This is a genomic window from Psychrobacillus antarcticus (assembly GCF_029533155.1).
Taxonomy (GTDB): Bacteria; Bacillota; Bacilli; order Bacillales_A; family Planococcaceae; genus Psychrobacillus; species Psychrobacillus antarcticus.
Map to the genome: position 1 here is coordinate 141,416 of NZ_JAIZDB010000020.1, position 18,579 is coordinate 159,994.

Annotated in this window: 16 protein-coding genes, 2 rRNA genes and 1 riboswitch; of the genes, 1 reads left to right on the forward strand and 17 read right to left on the reverse strand. The window is 39.4% G+C overall.

Annotated features, from left to right (window positions below):
• Positions 1 to 9: 9 nt before the first annotated feature.
• The 15 genes from LDK52_RS12835 to LDK52_RS12905 all read right to left on the reverse strand — a co-directional run bounded on the left by LDK52_RS12835 (position 10) and on the right by LDK52_RS12905 (position 17,103).
• Positions 10 to 1,740: an adenine deaminase C-terminal domain-containing protein gene (locus LDK52_RS12835; protein WP_277586347.1), complete on the reverse strand. Its 1,731-nt coding sequence runs from the start codon at positions 1,738 to 1,740 to the stop codon at positions 10 to 12.
• A 1,277-nt stretch (positions 1,741 to 3,017) separates the two neighbouring features.
• Complete coding sequence (gene purD, locus LDK52_RS12840) at positions 3,018 to 4,277, reverse strand: phosphoribosylamine--glycine ligase (protein ID WP_277586348.1); 1,260 nt, start codon at positions 4,275 to 4,277, stop codon at positions 3,018 to 3,020.
• A 14-nt stretch (positions 4,278 to 4,291) separates the two neighbouring features.
• Positions 4,292 to 5,827, reverse strand: a complete 1,536-nt coding sequence (purH, locus tag LDK52_RS12845; protein ID WP_277586349.1) for a bifunctional phosphoribosylaminoimidazolecarboxamide formyltransferase/IMP cyclohydrolase — start codon at positions 5,825 to 5,827, stop codon at positions 4,292 to 4,294.
• A 285-nt stretch (positions 5,828 to 6,112) separates the two neighbouring features.
• Complete coding sequence (gene purN, locus LDK52_RS12850) at positions 6,113 to 6,685, reverse strand: phosphoribosylglycinamide formyltransferase (RefSeq protein ID WP_277586350.1); 573 nt, start codon at positions 6,683 to 6,685, stop codon at positions 6,113 to 6,115.
• Positions 6,685 to 7,740, reverse strand: coding sequence for a phosphoribosylformylglycinamidine cyclo-ligase (gene purM / locus LDK52_RS12855; protein ID WP_277586351.1), 1,056 nt, complete (start codon positions 7,738 to 7,740; stop codon positions 6,685 to 6,687). Before purM ends, purN begins: the two co-directional genes overlap by 1 nt.
• Positions 7,741 to 7,751: 11 nt before the next feature.
• Positions 7,752 to 9,173 carry an amidophosphoribosyltransferase gene (gene purF, locus LDK52_RS12860; protein ID WP_277586352.1) on the reverse strand — a complete coding sequence of 474 codons (1,422 nt, stop codon included), beginning with the start codon at positions 9,171 to 9,173 and terminating at the stop codon, positions 7,752 to 7,754.
• On the reverse strand, positions 9,149 to 11,380 hold the full coding sequence (gene purL, locus LDK52_RS12865; RefSeq protein WP_277586353.1) for a phosphoribosylformylglycinamidine synthase subunit PurL: 2,232 nt from the start codon (positions 11,378 to 11,380) through the stop codon (positions 9,149 to 9,151). The genes purF and purL overlap by 25 nt, the downstream gene beginning before the upstream one ends.
• Positions 11,364 to 12,050 carry a phosphoribosylformylglycinamidine synthase subunit PurQ gene (gene purQ, locus LDK52_RS12870; RefSeq protein WP_277586354.1) on the reverse strand — a complete coding sequence of 229 codons (687 nt, stop codon included), beginning with the start codon at positions 12,048 to 12,050 and terminating at the stop codon, positions 11,364 to 11,366. The genes purL and purQ overlap by 17 nt, the downstream gene beginning before the upstream one ends.
• Positions 12,047 to 12,301 (reverse strand): phosphoribosylformylglycinamidine synthase subunit PurS, encoded by a 255-nt coding sequence (gene purS, locus LDK52_RS12875; RefSeq protein ID WP_277586355.1) that lies wholly within the window; start codon positions 12,299 to 12,301, stop codon positions 12,047 to 12,049. The genes purQ and purS overlap by 4 nt, the downstream gene beginning before the upstream one ends.
• Entirely contained in the window at positions 12,298 to 13,014 is a 717-nt protein-coding gene (purC, locus tag LDK52_RS12880; RefSeq protein WP_277586356.1) for a phosphoribosylaminoimidazolesuccinocarboxamide synthase, read from the reverse strand. Before purC ends, purS begins: the two co-directional genes overlap by 4 nt.
• 27 nt (positions 13,015 to 13,041) lie before the next feature.
• On the reverse strand, positions 13,042 to 14,337 hold the full coding sequence (gene purB, locus LDK52_RS12885) for an adenylosuccinate lyase (protein WP_277586357.1): 1,296 nt from the start codon (positions 14,335 to 14,337) through the stop codon (positions 13,042 to 13,044).
• 16 nt (positions 14,338 to 14,353) lie between these two features.
• Positions 14,354 to 15,475 carry a 5-(carboxyamino)imidazole ribonucleotide synthase gene (gene purK, locus LDK52_RS12890; RefSeq protein ID WP_277586358.1) on the reverse strand — a complete coding sequence of 374 codons (1,122 nt, stop codon included), beginning with the start codon at positions 15,473 to 15,475 and terminating at the stop codon, positions 14,354 to 14,356.
• Positions 15,472 to 15,960 (reverse strand): 5-(carboxyamino)imidazole ribonucleotide mutase, encoded by a 489-nt coding sequence (gene purE / locus LDK52_RS12895; protein WP_277586359.1) that lies wholly within the window; start codon positions 15,958 to 15,960, stop codon positions 15,472 to 15,474. The genes purK and purE overlap by 4 nt, the downstream gene beginning before the upstream one ends.
• Before the next feature lie 217 nt (positions 15,961 to 16,177).
• Positions 16,178 to 16,277, reverse strand: a riboswitch (purine riboswitch).
• 104 nt (positions 16,278 to 16,381) lie between these two features.
• Entirely contained in the window at positions 16,382 to 16,564 is a 183-nt protein-coding gene (locus LDK52_RS12900; RefSeq protein WP_277586360.1) for an NETI motif-containing protein, read from the reverse strand.
• Positions 16,561 to 17,103, reverse strand: coding sequence for a DUF2179 domain-containing protein (locus LDK52_RS12905; RefSeq protein ID WP_277586361.1), 543 nt, complete (start codon positions 17,101 to 17,103; stop codon positions 16,561 to 16,563). Before LDK52_RS12905 ends, LDK52_RS12900 begins: the two co-directional genes overlap by 4 nt.
• 544 nt (positions 17,104 to 17,647) lie before the next feature.
• Between LDK52_RS12905 and LDK52_RS12910 the strand changes: the two genes are divergently transcribed.
• Positions 17,648 to 17,974, forward strand: a complete 327-nt coding sequence (locus tag LDK52_RS12910; protein WP_277586362.1) for a transposase — start codon at positions 17,648 to 17,650, stop codon at positions 17,972 to 17,974.
• A gap of 192 nt (positions 17,975 to 18,166) precedes the next feature.
• Here LDK52_RS12910 and rrf read toward each other — a convergent pair.
• Together rrf and LDK52_RS12920 are read right to left on the reverse strand one after the other, a co-directional pair.
• Positions 18,167 to 18,282, reverse strand: a 5S ribosomal RNA gene (gene rrf / locus LDK52_RS12915).
• A gap of 186 nt (positions 18,283 to 18,468) precedes the next feature.
• A 23S ribosomal RNA gene (locus LDK52_RS12920) occupies positions 18,469 to 18,579 on the reverse strand; the annotation flags it as partial.

Here is an 18,579-nt window from a genome sequence, read left to right on the forward strand (position 1 = left end):
TACGTCCCCCTACCTCATTAATGCTGGAAACAATACTTGTTTTTTCATTACATCAAAAATTCCTCTTTGCGTTACCCTTACGTAAGGTAAATGTGTCGCTTGAAGAAATAATAATGTGTAAATAGCATCCCCATGCTTAAATCCTCTAGAAGCTAGTTCTCTTTTTAATACTAGCTCCTCTTCTATTAATTCTTCTACTGGCTTATTTGAAAGTACCCCGCCTATTGGAAGTTCAAGAGAACAAATGATTTTTTCATCCTCTATAATAACAATTCCACCATTCATTTTTTGGACTTCGTGGAAGGCTTGCTGCATACTTTTTTTATTCTTCCCAATTAGTATGATATCTCCTGTATTGGAATATGAAGAGGCGAAGCCCATTAGAGAAGTTGCAAACCCTTTGATAAGGGTAGAAACTTTCCACTTCCCTTTGCGATCTATCAGCAATAGAAAACTTTCATCATGATCTTTAGACAGCTCTATATCAGTCGTATCAAGACTAATTGAGTATGGTTTTGTAATAACATCATTTACCATTTCTATTCCAAATGGTATCGAGAACTGAAAATCATCTTCCGAAACACCAAATGACAAGTTTAAATCTGGCAAAGATGACCAGTCAATTGGATCTAATGCTCTTGTCTTTTGTTGCTCTTTTTTCAACCAAACTCCTTTGGATAACACACTTAATGGGACAGGACTTAACTCATCCTTTAAGAAGTTAAGATTGGCAAAACGTCCCGTTGCAATCACTCCATGTAAATTAGATAAATTATAGTATTTCGCCGCATTAAAGGATGCCATCAAATAGGCATCAATTGGTTTTACACCTGCATCTAGTGCTACTTGGATACATTTATCCATTACTCCATCCTCATAAAATGAAGGAGTGGCACCATCGGTTGTCATCATTAAATGATCAAAAATCTGAAGATCTTTTTCTATTATATCCTTTAGTAGTTGGGGTAAATCTGGACGTATTGATGAATGACGGAGTGTTACCGCATACCCATGAAGAACTCGTCGTTCTACTTCTTCAATGGTCATCGCTTCATGATCTCCATCTGCTCCGAGTAGACGCATCTTCGCAAGCGTTCGCTCAGAAGCTCCAGGAAAATGTCCTTCAATTTTCATACCATTTGTCTTGGCTTGCTGCATCCAGTAAAGCATTTGATCATCACCAGATAGCAAACGCGGCCAGCCAGTTAGCTCTCCACCCATAATAACATCAGGACGATTAATCCATTCTCCAATTGTTTTAGAAGTAAATAACTCTTCTTCATTTTCTAACTCCGTTTGGGAATCAAAACGTGCCCACCAATAAAAAGCGAATGGCATTTCTTTTAGTTCGTCCATTATTGAAAACGCTTTCTTATTTTTAAGCATCAAAAATAATGTTAAGTTATCTGCGATAAATGTAGTCGTTCCTAATTGAGCAGCATAATCTGCGAATGTTTGTGGATTGTAAAGCTGGAATGGATGTACATGAGGTTCAATATAACCGGGTACAATTTTTTGGCCCGTTGCATCATATACCTCTGTTTGGCCGGAAACTAATGGCATCTCAGTTCCTGTATAAACAATTCGATCTTTCACGATCCAGATGTTCCCTGTAATCCATTTCTTTAAATGACTATGCAGAAATGTTGCATTAGTAATCACAATGTCCGGTGATTGTGTTCCATTGACCACATCAATTTGATGCCTTATTTCTTCAATTTTCCAAATCGGATATTGCATTCCATCCATTCTCCTTTCTTTTTGTTTACTCATTAAAATAATTTTAGCATAGTACTTTAGTAAAGCAAAGTATTGAATTCTAATTTTAGCAAAATTTTACAAAGTAATTAGGTAATTGAAGCACGGAACTCAAAAAATAAAAGAAAAGAAAAGAAAAACGCCCGGTCCTCTAAAAATAGAAACATAGATATGCCATTGATTTCCGCTCCGAGTGGACGCTTTCCGTGGGCACGGCTTCAGCCGCTTCCCTCGCTTACGCTCTGTCCAGGGTCTTCAGCTCGCGCTGTCCCCACTGGAGTCGCCACTCTGCGCTCCAATCAATTAGATCCACTTTATATGAGCGGATAATTCGATATAACACCACTTAAATATACATGTTTCATCTTAAAATAAGTATCGCTGAAGATAACCGCAAACTCATCTCCACCTATTCTTTCAACTACTCTTCAAAATTTCTCGACCATCGATCTCTAACGCTATATAAGAAAAACCAGGCAAAAAAACGCCCGGTCTTCTAAAAAGAATAAGGTAGATAAGAAATTGATTTCCGCTCCGAGCGGACGCGTTCCGTGGGCACGGCTTCAGCCGCTTCCCTCGCTTACGCTCAGTCCAGGGTCTTCAGCTCGCGCTGTTTCCACTGGAGTCGCCGCTCTGTGCTCCTATCAATTAATTCCACTTTATATGAGCGGATAATTGGCTATAAAACCACTTAAATATACAAAATAGATGTTTCATCTTAAAATATGTAAGGCTGATAGGGACTCATATCAAAGAAAATCCACTTTCTACATTCTACGTTATAGCATAATATCTCTAATTCATCAGACTGTTTTATCCCTATATTAACTTTGATTACTATTATCGTCTGAGCGAGAGGCTATGCTAAATCTTTAAGTACAGTACTACTCACTTAATTGATTGAAGTGAAGGGTGGCGACTTCTGCGGGATGAGTGAAACAGATGAGATATCACAGCGACGCGTGTGCTGTGGTGATAGCTCATCGCTCACCCCGCGAAGGCCAACAGGATGTTGGTCACGAAGGCGTTGAGGCCCACAGGAGGTGGGTTATGCAATCGTTGCCGCAGGACGCGGCGAACTTAGATTGCCTTCCTTTTAAGAAGTGGTGCTCTTAGCCTTTGTACCCCACCTGAAACGAAAATCAGTAGCATTAATCTATCTTTAAAGTTCTGTAAACTCAGTGTTCATGCTGTATTTTTAAATATTTTTTAAAAAAAAGAGCAAGAAAAACAGTTCGTTTTTCTTGCCCCTACATCCATTATTGAAATGTACGCCAGCCAATATCTTTTCGATAGAATAGGCCATCCCATTCTATCTTAGAAAGACCTGCGTATACTTTCTGCTGTGCTTCCTTTAAAGAAGACTCGCTTGCTGTCACCAGGATGACACGCCCACCATTTGCGATAAAGTCTTCCCCAACTGCTTTTGTACCAGCGTGAAAAACATGCATACCAGAATCGGTTAATGAACTTAGTTCTGGTAGCTTAGCACCTTTTTTCACATCTACCGGATAGCCTGCAGAGGCGATTACAACACCTAGCATTGCTTTTTCTGACCAAGATAATTCAAAGGGTTTTTCATCCATTAAAGCTACCATGAACTTTCCAAAGTCACTCGTCATTCGTGGCAGTACTACTTGCGTCTCTGGGTCCCCAAAACGTGCGTTGAATTCGATTACTTTCGGTCCATCATTCGTCAAAATAAGACCTGCGTAAAGAATACCAGTAAAGGAAATTCCTTCTGCTGTCATTGCTTTCACGGTTGGAACTACAACCATTTCATAGGCTATATCAACAATGCCCGAGGAAATTTGTGGAACCGGTGAATAGGCACCCATTCCGCCTGTATTCGGTCCTTTATCGCCATCATAGGCACGCTTATGATCCTGCGCAATGACCATTGGATAAATTTGACCTTTATGTACGAATGACATAAAGGAAAACTCTTCTCCGTCTAAATACTCCTCAATAACTACACGAGAGGAGGATTCTCCGTATAATTGATTGCCAATCATGTCTTCTACAGCCTGGTTTGCTTCATCCACAGTCATGGCAACTACGACACCTTTACCTGCTGCAAGTCCATCTGCTTTCACTACAATTGGAGCTCCTAGCTTTTCGATATATGCTTTTGCTTTATCTACTTCTGTAAATGTTTCATAAGCTGCAGTAGGAATATTATATTTATCCATAATTTCTTTTGCAAATGCTTTACTGCCTTCAATCTGAGCAGCAGCTTTTGTTGGCCCAAATATGCGTAACCCCTCTGCTTCGAAATGATCCACAATACCAGCTGCAAGAGGTTGCTCTGGACCAACAAATGTTAAATCGATTTTATTTTCCTTTGCGAAGGTTGCCAGTTCCTCAAAAGCCATTGCATCAATAGAAACAATCTGAACATCCTTTGACATACCGTCATTACCTGGAGCTACAAATACATTTTCTACGGATGGAGAATCCATGAATTGCTTAGCGATCGCATGCTCACGGCCGCCACTACCAATTACGAGAATATTCATCTAGATATTCCTCCTTAGTGTTTGAAATGACGTACGCCAGTGAATACCATTGCAATGCCATACTCATTTGCTTTGTCGATCGAATCCTGGTCTTTCACTGATCCACCTGTTTGAATAATAGCTGTAATACCTGCTTTTGCAGCTATCTCTACCGTATCGTTCATTGGGAAGAATGCATCTGAAGCAAGTCCCGCTCCTTTTGCACGTTGTCCCGCTTGCTCTAAAGCAATTTTAGCTGAGCCTACGCGGTTCATCTGTCCTGCTCCAACACCAATAGTCATGTCTTCAGTTGCCACTACGATTGCATTGGATTTTACATGCTTTACTACGCTCCAACCAAGCTCTAATGCTTTCCACTCTTCAGCAGTTGGCTCTCTGTCTGTAACGACTTTCACTTCTGCTTCTTTTAATCCGAATGTATCAGGAGATTGTACTAGTAATCCACCTTCTACAGATACTGTGTTCCAAGCATCCTTTTTCGTTTGCTCATAAGAAATAGTAAGTAGGCGAATATTTTTCTTCGCTGTTAGCATAGCAATTGCCTCTTCGGAGAATGAAGGAGCTATGATAATTTCTAAGAAAATACCAGCTAATACTTTTGCAGTTGCTGCATCTACTTCACGATTTAATGCAACGATTCCTCCGAAAATAGACGTTGAATCTGCTTCATAAGCTTTGTTGAAAGCTGTTGAGATTGTTTCACCAGTCCCAACACCACAAGGGTTCATATGTTTTACAGCTACTGCAGCAGGAAGCTTGAATTCTTTTGCGATTTGAATAGCGGCATTAGCATCTTGGATATTGTTATAGGAAAGCTCTTTACCATGTAATTGAGTTGCAGAGGCAATGGAGAAATCAGATCCAAGTGGTCGTTTGTAAAATGCTGCTTGTTGATGTGGATTTTCACCATAACGTAAAGATTGCTTACGTTCATATGTAAGTGTTAATAATTCTGGGAACTCTTCTCCAGTTAAGTCAGTCATATAACCTGCGATTAACGCGTCGTAAGCAGCTGTGTGACGGAATACTTTTGCAGCAAGTTTACGTCGTGTTTCAAGTGTCGTCTCACCAGTTTCTTTTAACTGAGCAAGCACTTCATCATAGTCAGATGCATCTGTAACAACTGTTACGTACTGATGATTTTTCGCTGCAGAACGAAGCATCGATGGACCACCGATATCAATATTCTCGATAGCATCTTCAAATGCCACATCAGGCTTTGAAATAGTGTCACGGAAAGGATACAGGTTTACACAAACCACTTGAATAGGAGTTATTTGATGTTCTTCTAATTGCGCTTGATGAGAAGGGTCGTCATGCTTAGCTAATAATCCACCATGTATCATTGGATTTAACGTTTTTACTCGACCATCCAAAATTTCTGGAAAGTTTGTCACTTGGTCTACTGATGTAATAGCCACGCCATTTTGTTCTAAAAATGCTTTTGTCCCACCAGTTGATAAAATTTCATAGCCAAGTAGTTCCAACTCTTTTGCAAACTCGAGAATGCCTGATTTATCTGAAAGACTAATTAACGCACGTTTTGACACCATAATTCCTCCTTAAATTGGTCGTTCTAGTTGTGTTCATTGTTGTTTAGAGAAATAATACTGAGAATTCAAACTTCAAAGCATCCGCAATAGCTGAATATACGCTACCTTACCGACTAGCAAGGCAACTACACAGCAAGGAAATGGATATATTTCCCGTTTCGCAAGTAAATCCCACCTGACAGCCAGTAAATGAACAGTAAGCGCAAGTATCTGATAAAGTTAAGCAAGTATAGCTAAAGTAACCGTAAGTAAACACCGTCCCAGCGCAAGTAAGCCTCCAAATTATCGGCTAAATAACTGCTGTAACGCCGTTGTATACAACGAATGCTCCACTGCATGGATACGATCTTCCGTTTGCTCTCTATTGCCTTCTACTACCCCTACTGCTTGCTGAGCTATGATAGGACCAGTGTCCATTCCTGCGTCCACATAGTGAACCGTCACTCCGGTTACCTTCACACCGTGCTCCATTGCTTGTCCAATGGCATTTTTCCCAGGAAATGCAGGTAGCAATGATGGGTGGATATTGATAATTCGATTTGGAAATGCTGCTAATAAAACATCTCCGATCAATCGCATATATCCAGCAAGAACAATCCATTCTACATCTAGCTCATTCAACTTTTCTAAAATTGCTTGTTCATATTCAGCCTTGGAAGGAAAACCAGTCGGCTTCATAGCAAGTGTTTCAATGCCCGCTTTCTTGGCACGCTCAACTACTAAGGCATCAGGCTTATCGGAAACTACTAGCACTGCTTCTCCAACAAGATTCCCTTCCTGTACTGCATCATAAATTGCTTGGAAGTTCGTTCCACTCCCCGATGCAAACACAGCAAATTTCGTTATTCCGGTCATTACACTAAGCTCCCGTCATGTGTTCCGTTGAAGATAACACCTTCACCTTTCACCACACGACCAATTGTAACTGCTTTTTCTCCATGAGCTTCCGCAATCGCAATTGCTTTTTCCGCTTCTTCTGCAGAAAGTGCAAGTACAAAGCCAATGCCCATATTAAATACATTATATAAATCACGGTCCGCTAGCTCGCCTTTTTCCTTTAACATATTGAATACAGGCAGTACTTCCCATGAACCAAGTTCAATTTCAGCAGCCAAACCATCTGGCATCATACGTGGTAGATTTTCATAAAAGCCTCCACCGGTTACATGTGCCATCCCGTGAATAGAAAGCTCTTGGTGCATTTCCATTACTGGCTTCGCATAAATTTTCGTAGGCGTTAAAAGGGCTTTCCCAATTTCACCTAACGCTTCATACCCTTCCACCACATCACTTGGAGAGTATCCTTGCTCTTCAAAAACTATTTTACGTACTAGTGAATACCCATTTGAGTGAACACCGCTAGAAGCAATACCTACTAGCACATCACCATCAGCAATATTTTCACCTGTTACGATTTTTGATTTTTCACAAGCGCCAACTGCAAATCCAGCAAGATCATACTCATCTTCCTCGTAAAGGCCAGGCATTTCCGCCGTTTCTCCGCCAATTAATGCTGCTCCGGATTGCACACAGCCGTCCGCAACACCTTTAACGATTTGTTCTATTCTCTCAGGTACAGCTTTACCAACTGCTACGTAATCTAAGAAAAATAAAGGCTCTGCTCCTTGTGCAACAATATCATTGACACACATTGCGACACAGTCCACACCAATTGTATCGTGTGAGTCTGTCATAAATGCAAGCTTCAATTTTGTTCCAACACCATCAGTTCCAGATATCAAAACAGGTTCCTTATAATTCAATGAAGATAAATCGAACATTCCTCCGAAACCACCGAAAGTACCCATGATGCCTTTTCTAGCTGTACGCTCGACGTGTGATTTCATTCTTTGTACGGCTTCATATCCAGCTTCAATATTCACGCCTGCTTTTTCATATGCTTTTGACATGTAAAATCCTCCTATCGAGCAAGCTCTTTTTCATGTGGTAATTTCGTATCAGGGAAAATATCAGTTGGATATTCACCTGTAAAACAAGCTAAACAATGTCCACAGTTTTTTTCTGCATCTGATCTTCCAATTGCCTCTACCATTCCTTCGACCGATAAGAATGTTAACGAATCTGCTCCGATCAGTTCACGCATTTCATCAATTGTATTATTAGCTGCGATTAGCTCTGAATCTGAGCTTATATCAATCCCGTAAAAACATGGATTTTTTAAAGGTGGAGAACTAATGACAACATGAACCTCTGTTGCTCCAGCTTCCTTCAACATTCCTACAATGCGACGAGAAGTTGTTCCTCTAACAATGGAATCATCCACCATAATTACACGTTTACCTTTTACCACTTGACGAACTGGAGAAAGCTTCATTTTCACTCCACGTTCACGTAGATCTTGTGAAGGTTGAATAAAAGTTCTTCCCACATAACGATTTTTTATCAAGCCTAACTCGTATGGAATACCAGTAGCTTCTGAAAAACCAATCGCCGCTGAAATACTAGAGTCTGGTACACCTGTTACTACATCTGCTTCAATTTGTATTTCTTTCGCAAGCTGTTTTCCAAGGCGTTTTCTTGCCATATGAATATTAATGCCATCAATATCTGAATCTGGACGTGAAAAGTAGACATATTCCATTGTGCAAATAGCACGATCTTTTTTCTCTACATAACGTTCCGAACGACAACCATCATTATTTATAATTAATAATTCACCTGGTTCAATCGAACGAACGAATTCTGCTCCGATAATATCGAAAGCATTTGTTTCAGAAGCAACAACCCAAGCACCATCCAACTGTCCCAAAGAAAGGGGACGCATCCCTTGTGGGTCTTGTGCAACTAACATTACGTGATCCGTCAAAATACAAACAGCAAATGCACCTTCTAGTAATTGTAGTGCTTGTTTAGCACGCTCTTCAAATGTAGCTAGTTTACTTTTTTTGATTAGATGAGCGAGTACTTCTGTATCTGAAGTTGTTTGAAAGATGCTACCTTGTTGCTCTAAATTACGTTTTAAACGCGTTGCATTGACGATGTTTCCGTTATGAGCAATCGCCAGGCTTCCAGTCGTTGAATTGAACAACAATGGTTGAACATTTTCAATTCCCGATCCACCTGCAGTTGCATAACGAACATGCGCAATTGCGGCATTACCTTCCAATTTCTCTAATTTCCCGTCACTAAAGACATCGTTTACTAATCCTTCACCTTTTACAGCTCGGAAGCCTTTTCCATCCGTTACAACAATTCCAGCACCTTCTTGCCCTCGATGCTGTAGTGCATGTAGCCCATAATAACTCAGGGCAGCAGGATTTGGATGTCCCCAAATCCCGAATACACCACATTCTTCGTTTAAGCCTCTGACTTCAGCAAGCATGGTATTGCCCCTTTCCAAGCGGAACGGAATTCGTCAACAGAACCGTTAATCCAAGTAGTTCCGTCTTCGTTAGTAATTATTACATTATTTGTATTTGTTACTGCACCAATTTGAACTGCGTCTGTTACAATACTTTCAAACTTAGCTGCATTTTCAGCTTTAACCGTTACGATAAAGCGTGATTGAGATTCACTGAATAACGCACTCGTTGCAGATCCAGTAATAGTTACATCTACTCCAAGACCAGTTGCACCGAATGCTTTTTCTGCTAGTGCTACTGCAAATCCACCCTCTGAGATATCATGTGCAGACTGGACAACACTTGATGTGATTGCTGTTAAGAGAGCTTTTTGACGAGCTGCTTCTACTTCAAGATCAATAGATGGTGCTTGTCCAAAAATACGCTTTTCAACTAATTTTTGTAGCTCAGAGCCACCAAATTCAGTTTTTGTTTCTCCAATTATATATATAATATCTCCAGCTTGTTTCACTGATTGTGTTGTTACATGCGCAAGGTCTTCTACAAGTCCAACCATACCAATTGTTGGTGTTGGGTAAACCGCAGTTCCACTACGCTCGTTATATAACGAAACGTTACCACCAATTACTGGTGATTCTAATGCTATACAAGCCGCTGAAATACCGTCTGCAGATTGCTCTAGTTGCCAGAAAATTTCTGGGTTCTCTGGGTTACCAAAGTTTAAGCAGTCTGTAATAGCAAGTGGTTTTGCACCTGAACAAACTATATTACGGGCAGCCTCAGCTACTGCAATCTTACCGCCAACTACTGGATCTAAATAGATATAACGAGAATTACAATCTGTTGTCATCGCTAATCCTTTATTCGTCCCACGAACTCGAACTACCGCAGCGTCTGAACCAGGAGTTACCACTGTGCTTGTACGTACTTGATAATCGTATTGGTCATAAACCCATTCTTTCGACGCAATTGTTGGTTGCTGAAGCAAGCTTAATAAAGTCTCCTGATAATCCGAAACTGCAGGTTCTACATTTTCCATCGCTTGGAATTCTGTATAGTAAGCAGGTACAGAGGAAGGTTTGTAGTAAACTGGTGCTTCTTCTGCAAGTGCATCTGCAGGAACATTCGCTACTACCTCACCGTTATGGATTAAGCGAAGCATTTTATCAGTCGTAACTTTACCAACCGCTACGCAATCTAAATCATATTTTTCAAAGACTTTTACAATCTCATCCTCACGACCTTTTTTCACAACGATTAGCATACGTTCCTGTGATTCAGAAAGCATCATTTCATAAGCAGTCATTCCAGTTTCACGCTGTGGCACAAAGTCTAAGTTCATTTCAACACCGAAGCCAGCTTTGGACGCCATCTCAGCGGATGATGAAGTTAATCCCGCTGCACCCATATCTTGAATACCGATTAAAGCATCTGATTTAATCACTTCTAAACAAGCTTCCAATAGAAGTTTCTCCATGAAAGGATCTCCTACTTGAACTGCAGGGCGTTTTTCTTCTGAAGCTTCTGTTAATTCTTCCGATGCGAAAGTTGCACCATGAATACCGTCACGTCCAGTTTTTGCTCCCGCATACATAACTGTGTTACCTTCACCAGCTGCTATCCCTTTTTGAATATCCTCGTGGTTAATCAAGCCTACACACATTGCATTAACAAGGGGATTTCCTTCGTAGCAGTCGTCAAATTGAATCTCTCCGCCTACTGTTGGAATTCCGATACAGTTACCATAGCCAGCAATCCCAGCTACTACCTCTTCAAATAAGTATTTCACACGCGGAGTTGTTAGTTCTCCAAAACGAAGTGAATTTAGTAAGGCAATAGGACGAGCTCCCATCGAGAACACATCACGGATAATACCGCCTACGCCAGTTGCTGCTCCTTGATAAGGTTCAATAGCAGATGGATGATTATGTGATTCCATCTTAAATACAACTGCTTGACCATCGCCTATATCTACGATTCCCGCACCTTCACCTGGCCCCTGTAATACATGCTTTCCTTTTGTAGGGAATTTACTTAAGACAGGTTTAGAGTTTTTATACGAACAATGCTCAGACCACATGACTGAAAATAAGCCTGTTTCTGTATAGTTCGGTAGACGGCCAAGAATGTTCTCTACCATTTCAAACTCTGAATCGGACATTCCCATTTGAGCATATATTTTTTGTTCTTTAATTTGAGTTGGATTTGGTTCAAGCATTACTGACATGGGTTTCCCTCCACTGTTTCACTATTGATTTGAATAACGCTAGTCCATTTGAGCCGCCGATTAGTTCATGTACTGCGCGCTCTGGATGAGGCATCATACCAAGGACATTTCCTTTAACATTAACAATCCCAGCAATGTCTTCGATGCTTCCATTAGGGTTTTCTGAAGCATATTTAAATACGATTTGGTTGTTTTCTTTTAAACTCGCAAGCGTTTCTTCGTCGCAATAATAGTTTCCTTCACCATGTGCAATTGGAATTTGTATTACTTCGTCTTTTTCATATCCAGCAGTAAACTGTGTTTCGTTATTTACAACTTTTAATGCCACGGTACGGCACATAAATTTTAAGTTTTTATTGCGTAGTAATGCGCCCGGTAATAATCCAGCTTCTGTTAACACTTGGAATCCGTTACAAATACCAAGAACTGGTTTACCAGCTTCAGCAGCTTTCACTACTTCGGACATAATGTTAGATTGTTTTGCCATAGCTCCACAGCGTAAGTAATCACCATACGAGAATCCACCAGGTAATAAAATACCATCAAATCCGCTTAAGTCCTTCTCATCGTGCCAAACGTATTCTACTTCTTCCCCAAGCTCATCTTTGATCGCGTGATACATATCTATATCACAGTTAGAACCAGGAAATACGATTACTGCAAACTTCATTTGCTTACAGCCTCCTCAACTTCAAAACGATAGTCTTCGATTACTGTATTAGTTAGAAGTTTTTCACACATTTCTTTTACTACTGTATCTATATCACTAGTTCCCTCTTCAATTTGAAGCTCTAAAAATTTCCCAATACGGACATCTTTCACTTCGTTGTATTCCATCGAATGAAGAGCTCCCATTACTGCAGAACCTTGTGGATCTAAAACACTTTCACGTAACGTCACATATACTTTAACTTTTTTCATTTGGATAATCCTCCTAGGCGGGATAGTATTATTTCATAAACTTCCGTTAAGCTTCCTAAATTACGTCTAAACACATCTTTGTCTAGTTTGTCATTTGTTTTGTCGTCCCATAATCTACACGTATCAGGAGAAATTTCATCTGCAAGCAAGATTTCTCCGGTTGCTGTTTTTCCAAACTCTAATTTTATATCGACCAAGGTAACGCCAATTTCTTTGAAGATGGGTTGAAGCACTTGATTGATTTCCAGTGCTTTGGATTGAAGTGTATCTATTTCCTCTGGTGTAGCGAGAGCTAGTAATTCTAGATGGGCATTTGTGAGTATTGGATCGCCGAGTTCATCGTCCTTATAATAAAACTCCACGATGGTGTGCTTTAAAGGTGTTCCCTCTTCCATTCCTAACCTCTTAGATAAACTACCAGCAGCAATATTACGAACTACTACTTCAAGCGGAATGATATCTACTTTCCGAACAAGCTGCTCATTGTCTGAGATCTGTTCTACAAAGTGAGATTCAATTCCTTTACTTTTTAACTGTTCGAAAAGGATGGTCGTGATTTTATTGTTTAAAATGCCTTTTCCATCAATATTTTCTTTTTTCTCACCGTTAAATGCTGTAGCACTGTCCTTATACGATACAAACAGAATACTTTCATCTTCTGTTTCGAATAATTGTTTTGCTTTACCTTCGTATAATAGACGACCTTTTTCCACTTTCAATTCCCCCATACAATCTAAAGTTTAGTTAAGTCCTAAACGTTCAAAAATCATATCTACATGTTGTATATGATAATTATAGTCAAAGCAATCATCTAGCTCTTCTTTTGATAATAAAGAAGTAACTTGCTCATCCGCATCCACAAAAGTCCGGAAAGCAGTTTGTGCTTTCCACGCTTGCATCGCAAGAGGTTGTACTGTGTCATATGCTGTTTCACGAGCTAAACCTTTGTCGATTAATGCAAGTAACACACGTTGAGAGTAGATTAAGCCAAGAGTTGAATCCATATTGCGTTTCATATTCTCAGGGAATACTGTTAAGTTTTTGACGATATTACCAAAGCGATTCAACATATAATTAAGTGCGATCGTTGCATCTGGTAAAATAACACGTTCTGCCGATGAGTGAGAAATATCTCTTTCATGCCATAATGCTACGTTTTCATATGCAGTCATCATGTACCCACGGATAAGTCTTGATAGCCCAACCATATTTTCAGATCCAATTGGATTACGTTTATGTGGCATTGCAGAAGAACCTTTTTGTCCTTTAGAGAAGAACTCTTCTACTTCGCGTGTTTCTGATTTTTGAAGGCCACGAATTTCGGTAGCAAATTTCTCTATAGAACTAGCGACTAATGCGATAACACTTAAGTATTGCGCATGACGATCACGTTGTAATGTTTGAGTGGAAATTGGTGATGCGGCTAATCCTAATTTTTCACATACATATTGTTCTACAAATGGATCAATATTTGCATACGTACCAACTGCACCTGACATTTTACCTGTTTCAATTACTTTGGCAGCAGCCTCAAATCGTTCCAGGTTACGTTTCATTTCTTGCGTCCATAGAGCAAGCTTTAAACCGAATGTAGTTGGCTCTGCATGAACACCATGGGTACGTCCCATCATTACTGTGTATTTATGCTCTTTCGCTTTGTTTTCTAAGATTTCTATAAAGTTTTCAATATCCTTACGCAACACAACATTTGCTTGTTTAATGATATAAGAAAGAGCTGTATCTACTACATCCGTAGAAGTAAGACCGTAATGCACCCATTTGCGCTCTTCTCCTAATGTTTCTGAAACGGCACGAGTGAACGCCACTACGTCATGTCTCGTTTCTTTTTCGATTTCTAATATACGATCTACATCGAAGGAAGCATTTTTACGTAGTAACAGGGTATCTTCTTTTGGAATATCTCCAATTTCAGCCCATGCCTCACATGCTAGGATTTCTACTTCTAACCATGCATTGTATTTATTTTGTTCTGTCCAAATTGCTCCCATTTCGGGTCGAGTATAACGTTCAATCATTTAATTTCCTCCTAGTTTACACCCAAATTTTAGAGCTTTCTATTTCGGTTAAAGTCTGTTCAATATTGGTTGATAGGATTGTTACATGTCCCATCTTTCTATTCTCTTTCGCTTCGCTTTTCCCGTACAAATGAACGGACCAGTTTGGATATTTAGAAAGGCTATTCGTTACAGGAATTACATGTTGACCTAATATATTCACCATGACTGTTTCTGTCCAAAGCTTTGGTTCTCTTAGTGGCCAGCCACAAATAGCTCTCACATGCTGATGAAATTGAGAGATATTACAAGTTTCAATCGAGTAGTGACCAGAGTTATGTGGTCTTGGTGCTAATTCATTTATTAATAGTTCATTGTTCTCTAATACAAACATTTCAACCGCAAGTGTGCCTACTAAATTTAAATGGTTAGCAATTTTTTTTGCAGACTCTATTGCTATGGAAGAAAGGGATTCTTCTATACGTGCTGGCACAATTGTCTCATGCAAAATATGATTTACATGAATATTTTCACCAATCGGTAAGCAGTACGTTTGCCCATCTCCATTACGTTGTACAATGACAGATATTTCTTTCGTAAATGGAACAAAAGCTTCTGCGATACAAGCAGAATGCGTAAACAATGATTTTGCAAAAGATAGTTGCTCTTTTGAATGAATTATTTGCTGCCCTTTACCGTCATATCCTCCGCGAGAGGTTTTGACTACACATGGAAAGCCTACTTTATCAATTCTCTGCTCTAACTCTTCATACGTACTAGCTTCGACAAATTTCGCAACAGGTACTCCCGCTGATTGAATTTCTGCTTTTTCAAGAATGCGATCTTGCGTAATTCTTACTAATTCTGCCCCTTGAGGAACATAAGCAATTTCTGATAATCTCTTTAACCCAGCATAATCAATATTTTCAAACTCATAAGTTATAACATCACTAACTTCTGCTAACTCCTCTAATGCTGCTTCGTCATTATACGAGGCAACAATTTGTATATCGGAAACCTGTCCACAAGGGGAATCTATCGTAGGGTCTAATACCGCTACCTTAAACCCTGCTTCCTTCGCAGCAAGTGCCATCATTCGACCAAGCTGCCCACCACCAATAATCCCTATCGTCTGTCCTGGATAAATTACTTTAGTCATTGCAGTTCACCATTGCTTTCAAATACTTTGTTTTTGGTATCTTCTCTACGCTGTTCAAGACGCGCTGCTAACTCAAGATCTTGAATAGAAAGAATTTGAGCAGCAAGTAATCCTGCATTTGTTGCCCCAGCCTTTCCTATGGCAACAGTTGCCACCGGTACTCCACCTGGCATTTGAACAATCGATAATAAGGAATCTAATCCGTTTAGAGCTTTAGATTGAACTGGCACTCCAATAACTGGCAGTGTTGTTTTAGCTGCAACCATTCCTGGTAAATGTGCTGCGCCTCCAGCTCCTGCAATAATCACCTGTATTCCTCGTGACCTTGCTTCCTCTGCATACTCAAACATCAAATCTGGTGTGCGGTGTGCAGATACTACTCGTTTTTCATAAGGTATTTGAAGCTCCTCCAGAATCTCACAACTATATTTCATTGTTTCCCAATCACTAGAGCTACCCATAATCACACCAATTTTTGCATTCATTGTTATCGTCCCTTCTGTTAAATTCACCTCGGCATCGAAACTAAAACTCAGGCGATTACATCGAGCTTAATGGATTAACCTAAGGTGTTTTTGCAGTAAGTGTAAAAAAATCCCTAAATAAACTACTCTCTCTATGCAAGAAAAGCAGTTTACTTAGGGAATATAATTGCTCAGATTGTGTCGAAAATAACATCAACTACACATCCTTTTGCATTATCCATAAGTCGCTTTCCCTCATAGTCCAGTCATTACGGTGACTTGGTAGAGACGCTAAAGCCAATCCTTTAGCATATATGGGGATATAATCATCTATTTCTATTGTTATTTTAACAACTTATAAGGAGAACGTCAACGCTTAAATACGAACGATTAATTTTCAGAAAACTTTATCGTTCGGTTTTAGGGTCTATTTTCACTATTATCATTCTTTAATTCCTTTTAACATAATTAATTGTCTAACTGGGACAGGTTGACCGTCAACCTCTGCAAAAAGCGGTTCCTCTCTCCGTCCAGCAACTTGGAAACCATCTTTAGTCATTCTTTCTATACATTCAGTAATACTTTCCTTCTCTCCAACTTCAAACCATTTTGACTCTTTCTTCATTTAAATAATTTTCCTTTCTTAATAGATTTTACCCAGAATCCGCCGTGAATCGACTTAGGTTCATACGCTATTATGAAAACTTTTGGATCAAGATCTTTCAGTCTCGCATACAGTTTTAACTCGTATTTTCGAGGTGTTAATATTTGAAGAGCTTGTCTCTCTCCTTGTCTACCATTTGCATGCCAATCCGTAACTCCATACCCTTCATCTCTTAATAATACTGGTAAGTTTAAATTCGTATCAGTAGAGATGGCATTAACCATAATATACCCAAGTGCCATTTTTTCTTCAATTTTCGTTCCGATAATAACTCCAGTACCGTACCCTAGTGCATAAGCAACTAAATTCTGAATCTCATCTAAATTATCTAAAACTAGACCTAGCCCTACTATATAAATTACCACTTCTACCATACTTAATAGTGCAGCAATATAGCGGTATCCCTTTAATGTAAGAATCATTCGCAAGGTAAAGAAAGTAACGTAAACAATGTTTATAGAAAAAATAATGACAATCATTAAGATTCCAGAAGAATCCATCCAATCAACTCCTAATATGTTTTATATTGTCCCTCATTATCGCATATAGCATCGCAATTTCAAGGAATTCAAGCTTATAACTAAAAGAAAAGCTTATGCGCCTTATAGATCTTGTTTAAAAGCAAATAATTTAAGTTCTCTTAAAAAGAGAAAACCTGTTTTTCACTATTTCTGGAGTGCTTTGTACAGACTTTGCTACATTATTACCATTGGATAACTAGAGAAAAGATGCTTTGTTATTTATACTGAAAGCTCCCGGAAATACAATTTCGGTCTCCCCCGTCTTCTCTATTAGAACATAGCTACTATTTAACTCTATTTCCACAAAAAATTAGATTTACTTCACTTCGCTCGTTCTCTTTTTATATTGCTCGGAAAATTATTATTATCTGTTAAATAAAATCTTCAATGATATCGATGACAAATAACATAAAAGATAGTACAATACACTAATTGAGTGAAGTGTTGAAATGCAAAAAAGTTATAGCACTTGTTCTCTGAGTGTTAGGTACAAATTTCAATTTCTAAATAGGGGGATCAGTCTATGCATGGACAATTTAGGAAACGATATACACAAACAACACAAGAACAAAAGATGTACGCAGTACAAGAAGTCCTTCAAAATGGACGAGGACGCAAAGTAGTAGCAGAAGAATTGAATGTGAGTGTCAATTCAATCACGACATGGATCAAAAAATTTAAAGATGCTGGGCAAAATGGTCTCTCCTCTTATTCCCCAGATGAAATAACGCGTCTTAAAGAAATCGAAAAAAAGTACAATGAACAGCAGGAATTGGAGTCGCTTAAAAGGCTCCCCATTTATATCCATTTAAAAAAGCTTCCATATTCCAAAAAGTTAAAGAAGCTTTAAAGTTTTCTTAATGGATCTTGAAGCAACATCTACAAGAAACTACTTTCCTTAACGTCACCTAAATAAATTAGGCAAGTTATTAAACTTAACTACGCTTTTTGTCTTGAGAGAGACACACCAGGGCTTGTAAGACTTAGCCAACAAAATATAAAAAAAGTCGTTACCGATAATTCGGTAACGACTTTTTTTTGTGCCTAGCGACGTCCTACTCTCACAGGGGGAAACCCCCAACTACCATCGGCGCTGAAGAGCTTAACTTCCGTGTTCGGTATGGGAACGGGTGTGGCCTCTTCGCCATCGTCACTAGACTTATTCGGCTTCCAATATACGGCGCATTGCGTTGTCAACTTCATTCGTTCAGTCAGTCACGTACTTTAGTACGCTCCTTCCTTCTCTCACTTGTTTCCTAGCACTGCTTGTATCTTGAAACCCTCATATAAATGAGTGCTTGTTCACTCAAAACTGGATAAACGACATTGTTACGTTAAACAAATTTGGTTAAGTCCTCGATCGATTAGTATTCGTCAGCTGCACGTGTCGCCACGCTTCCACCCCGAACCTATCTACCTCATCGTCTTTGAGGGATCTTACTTACTTGCGTAATG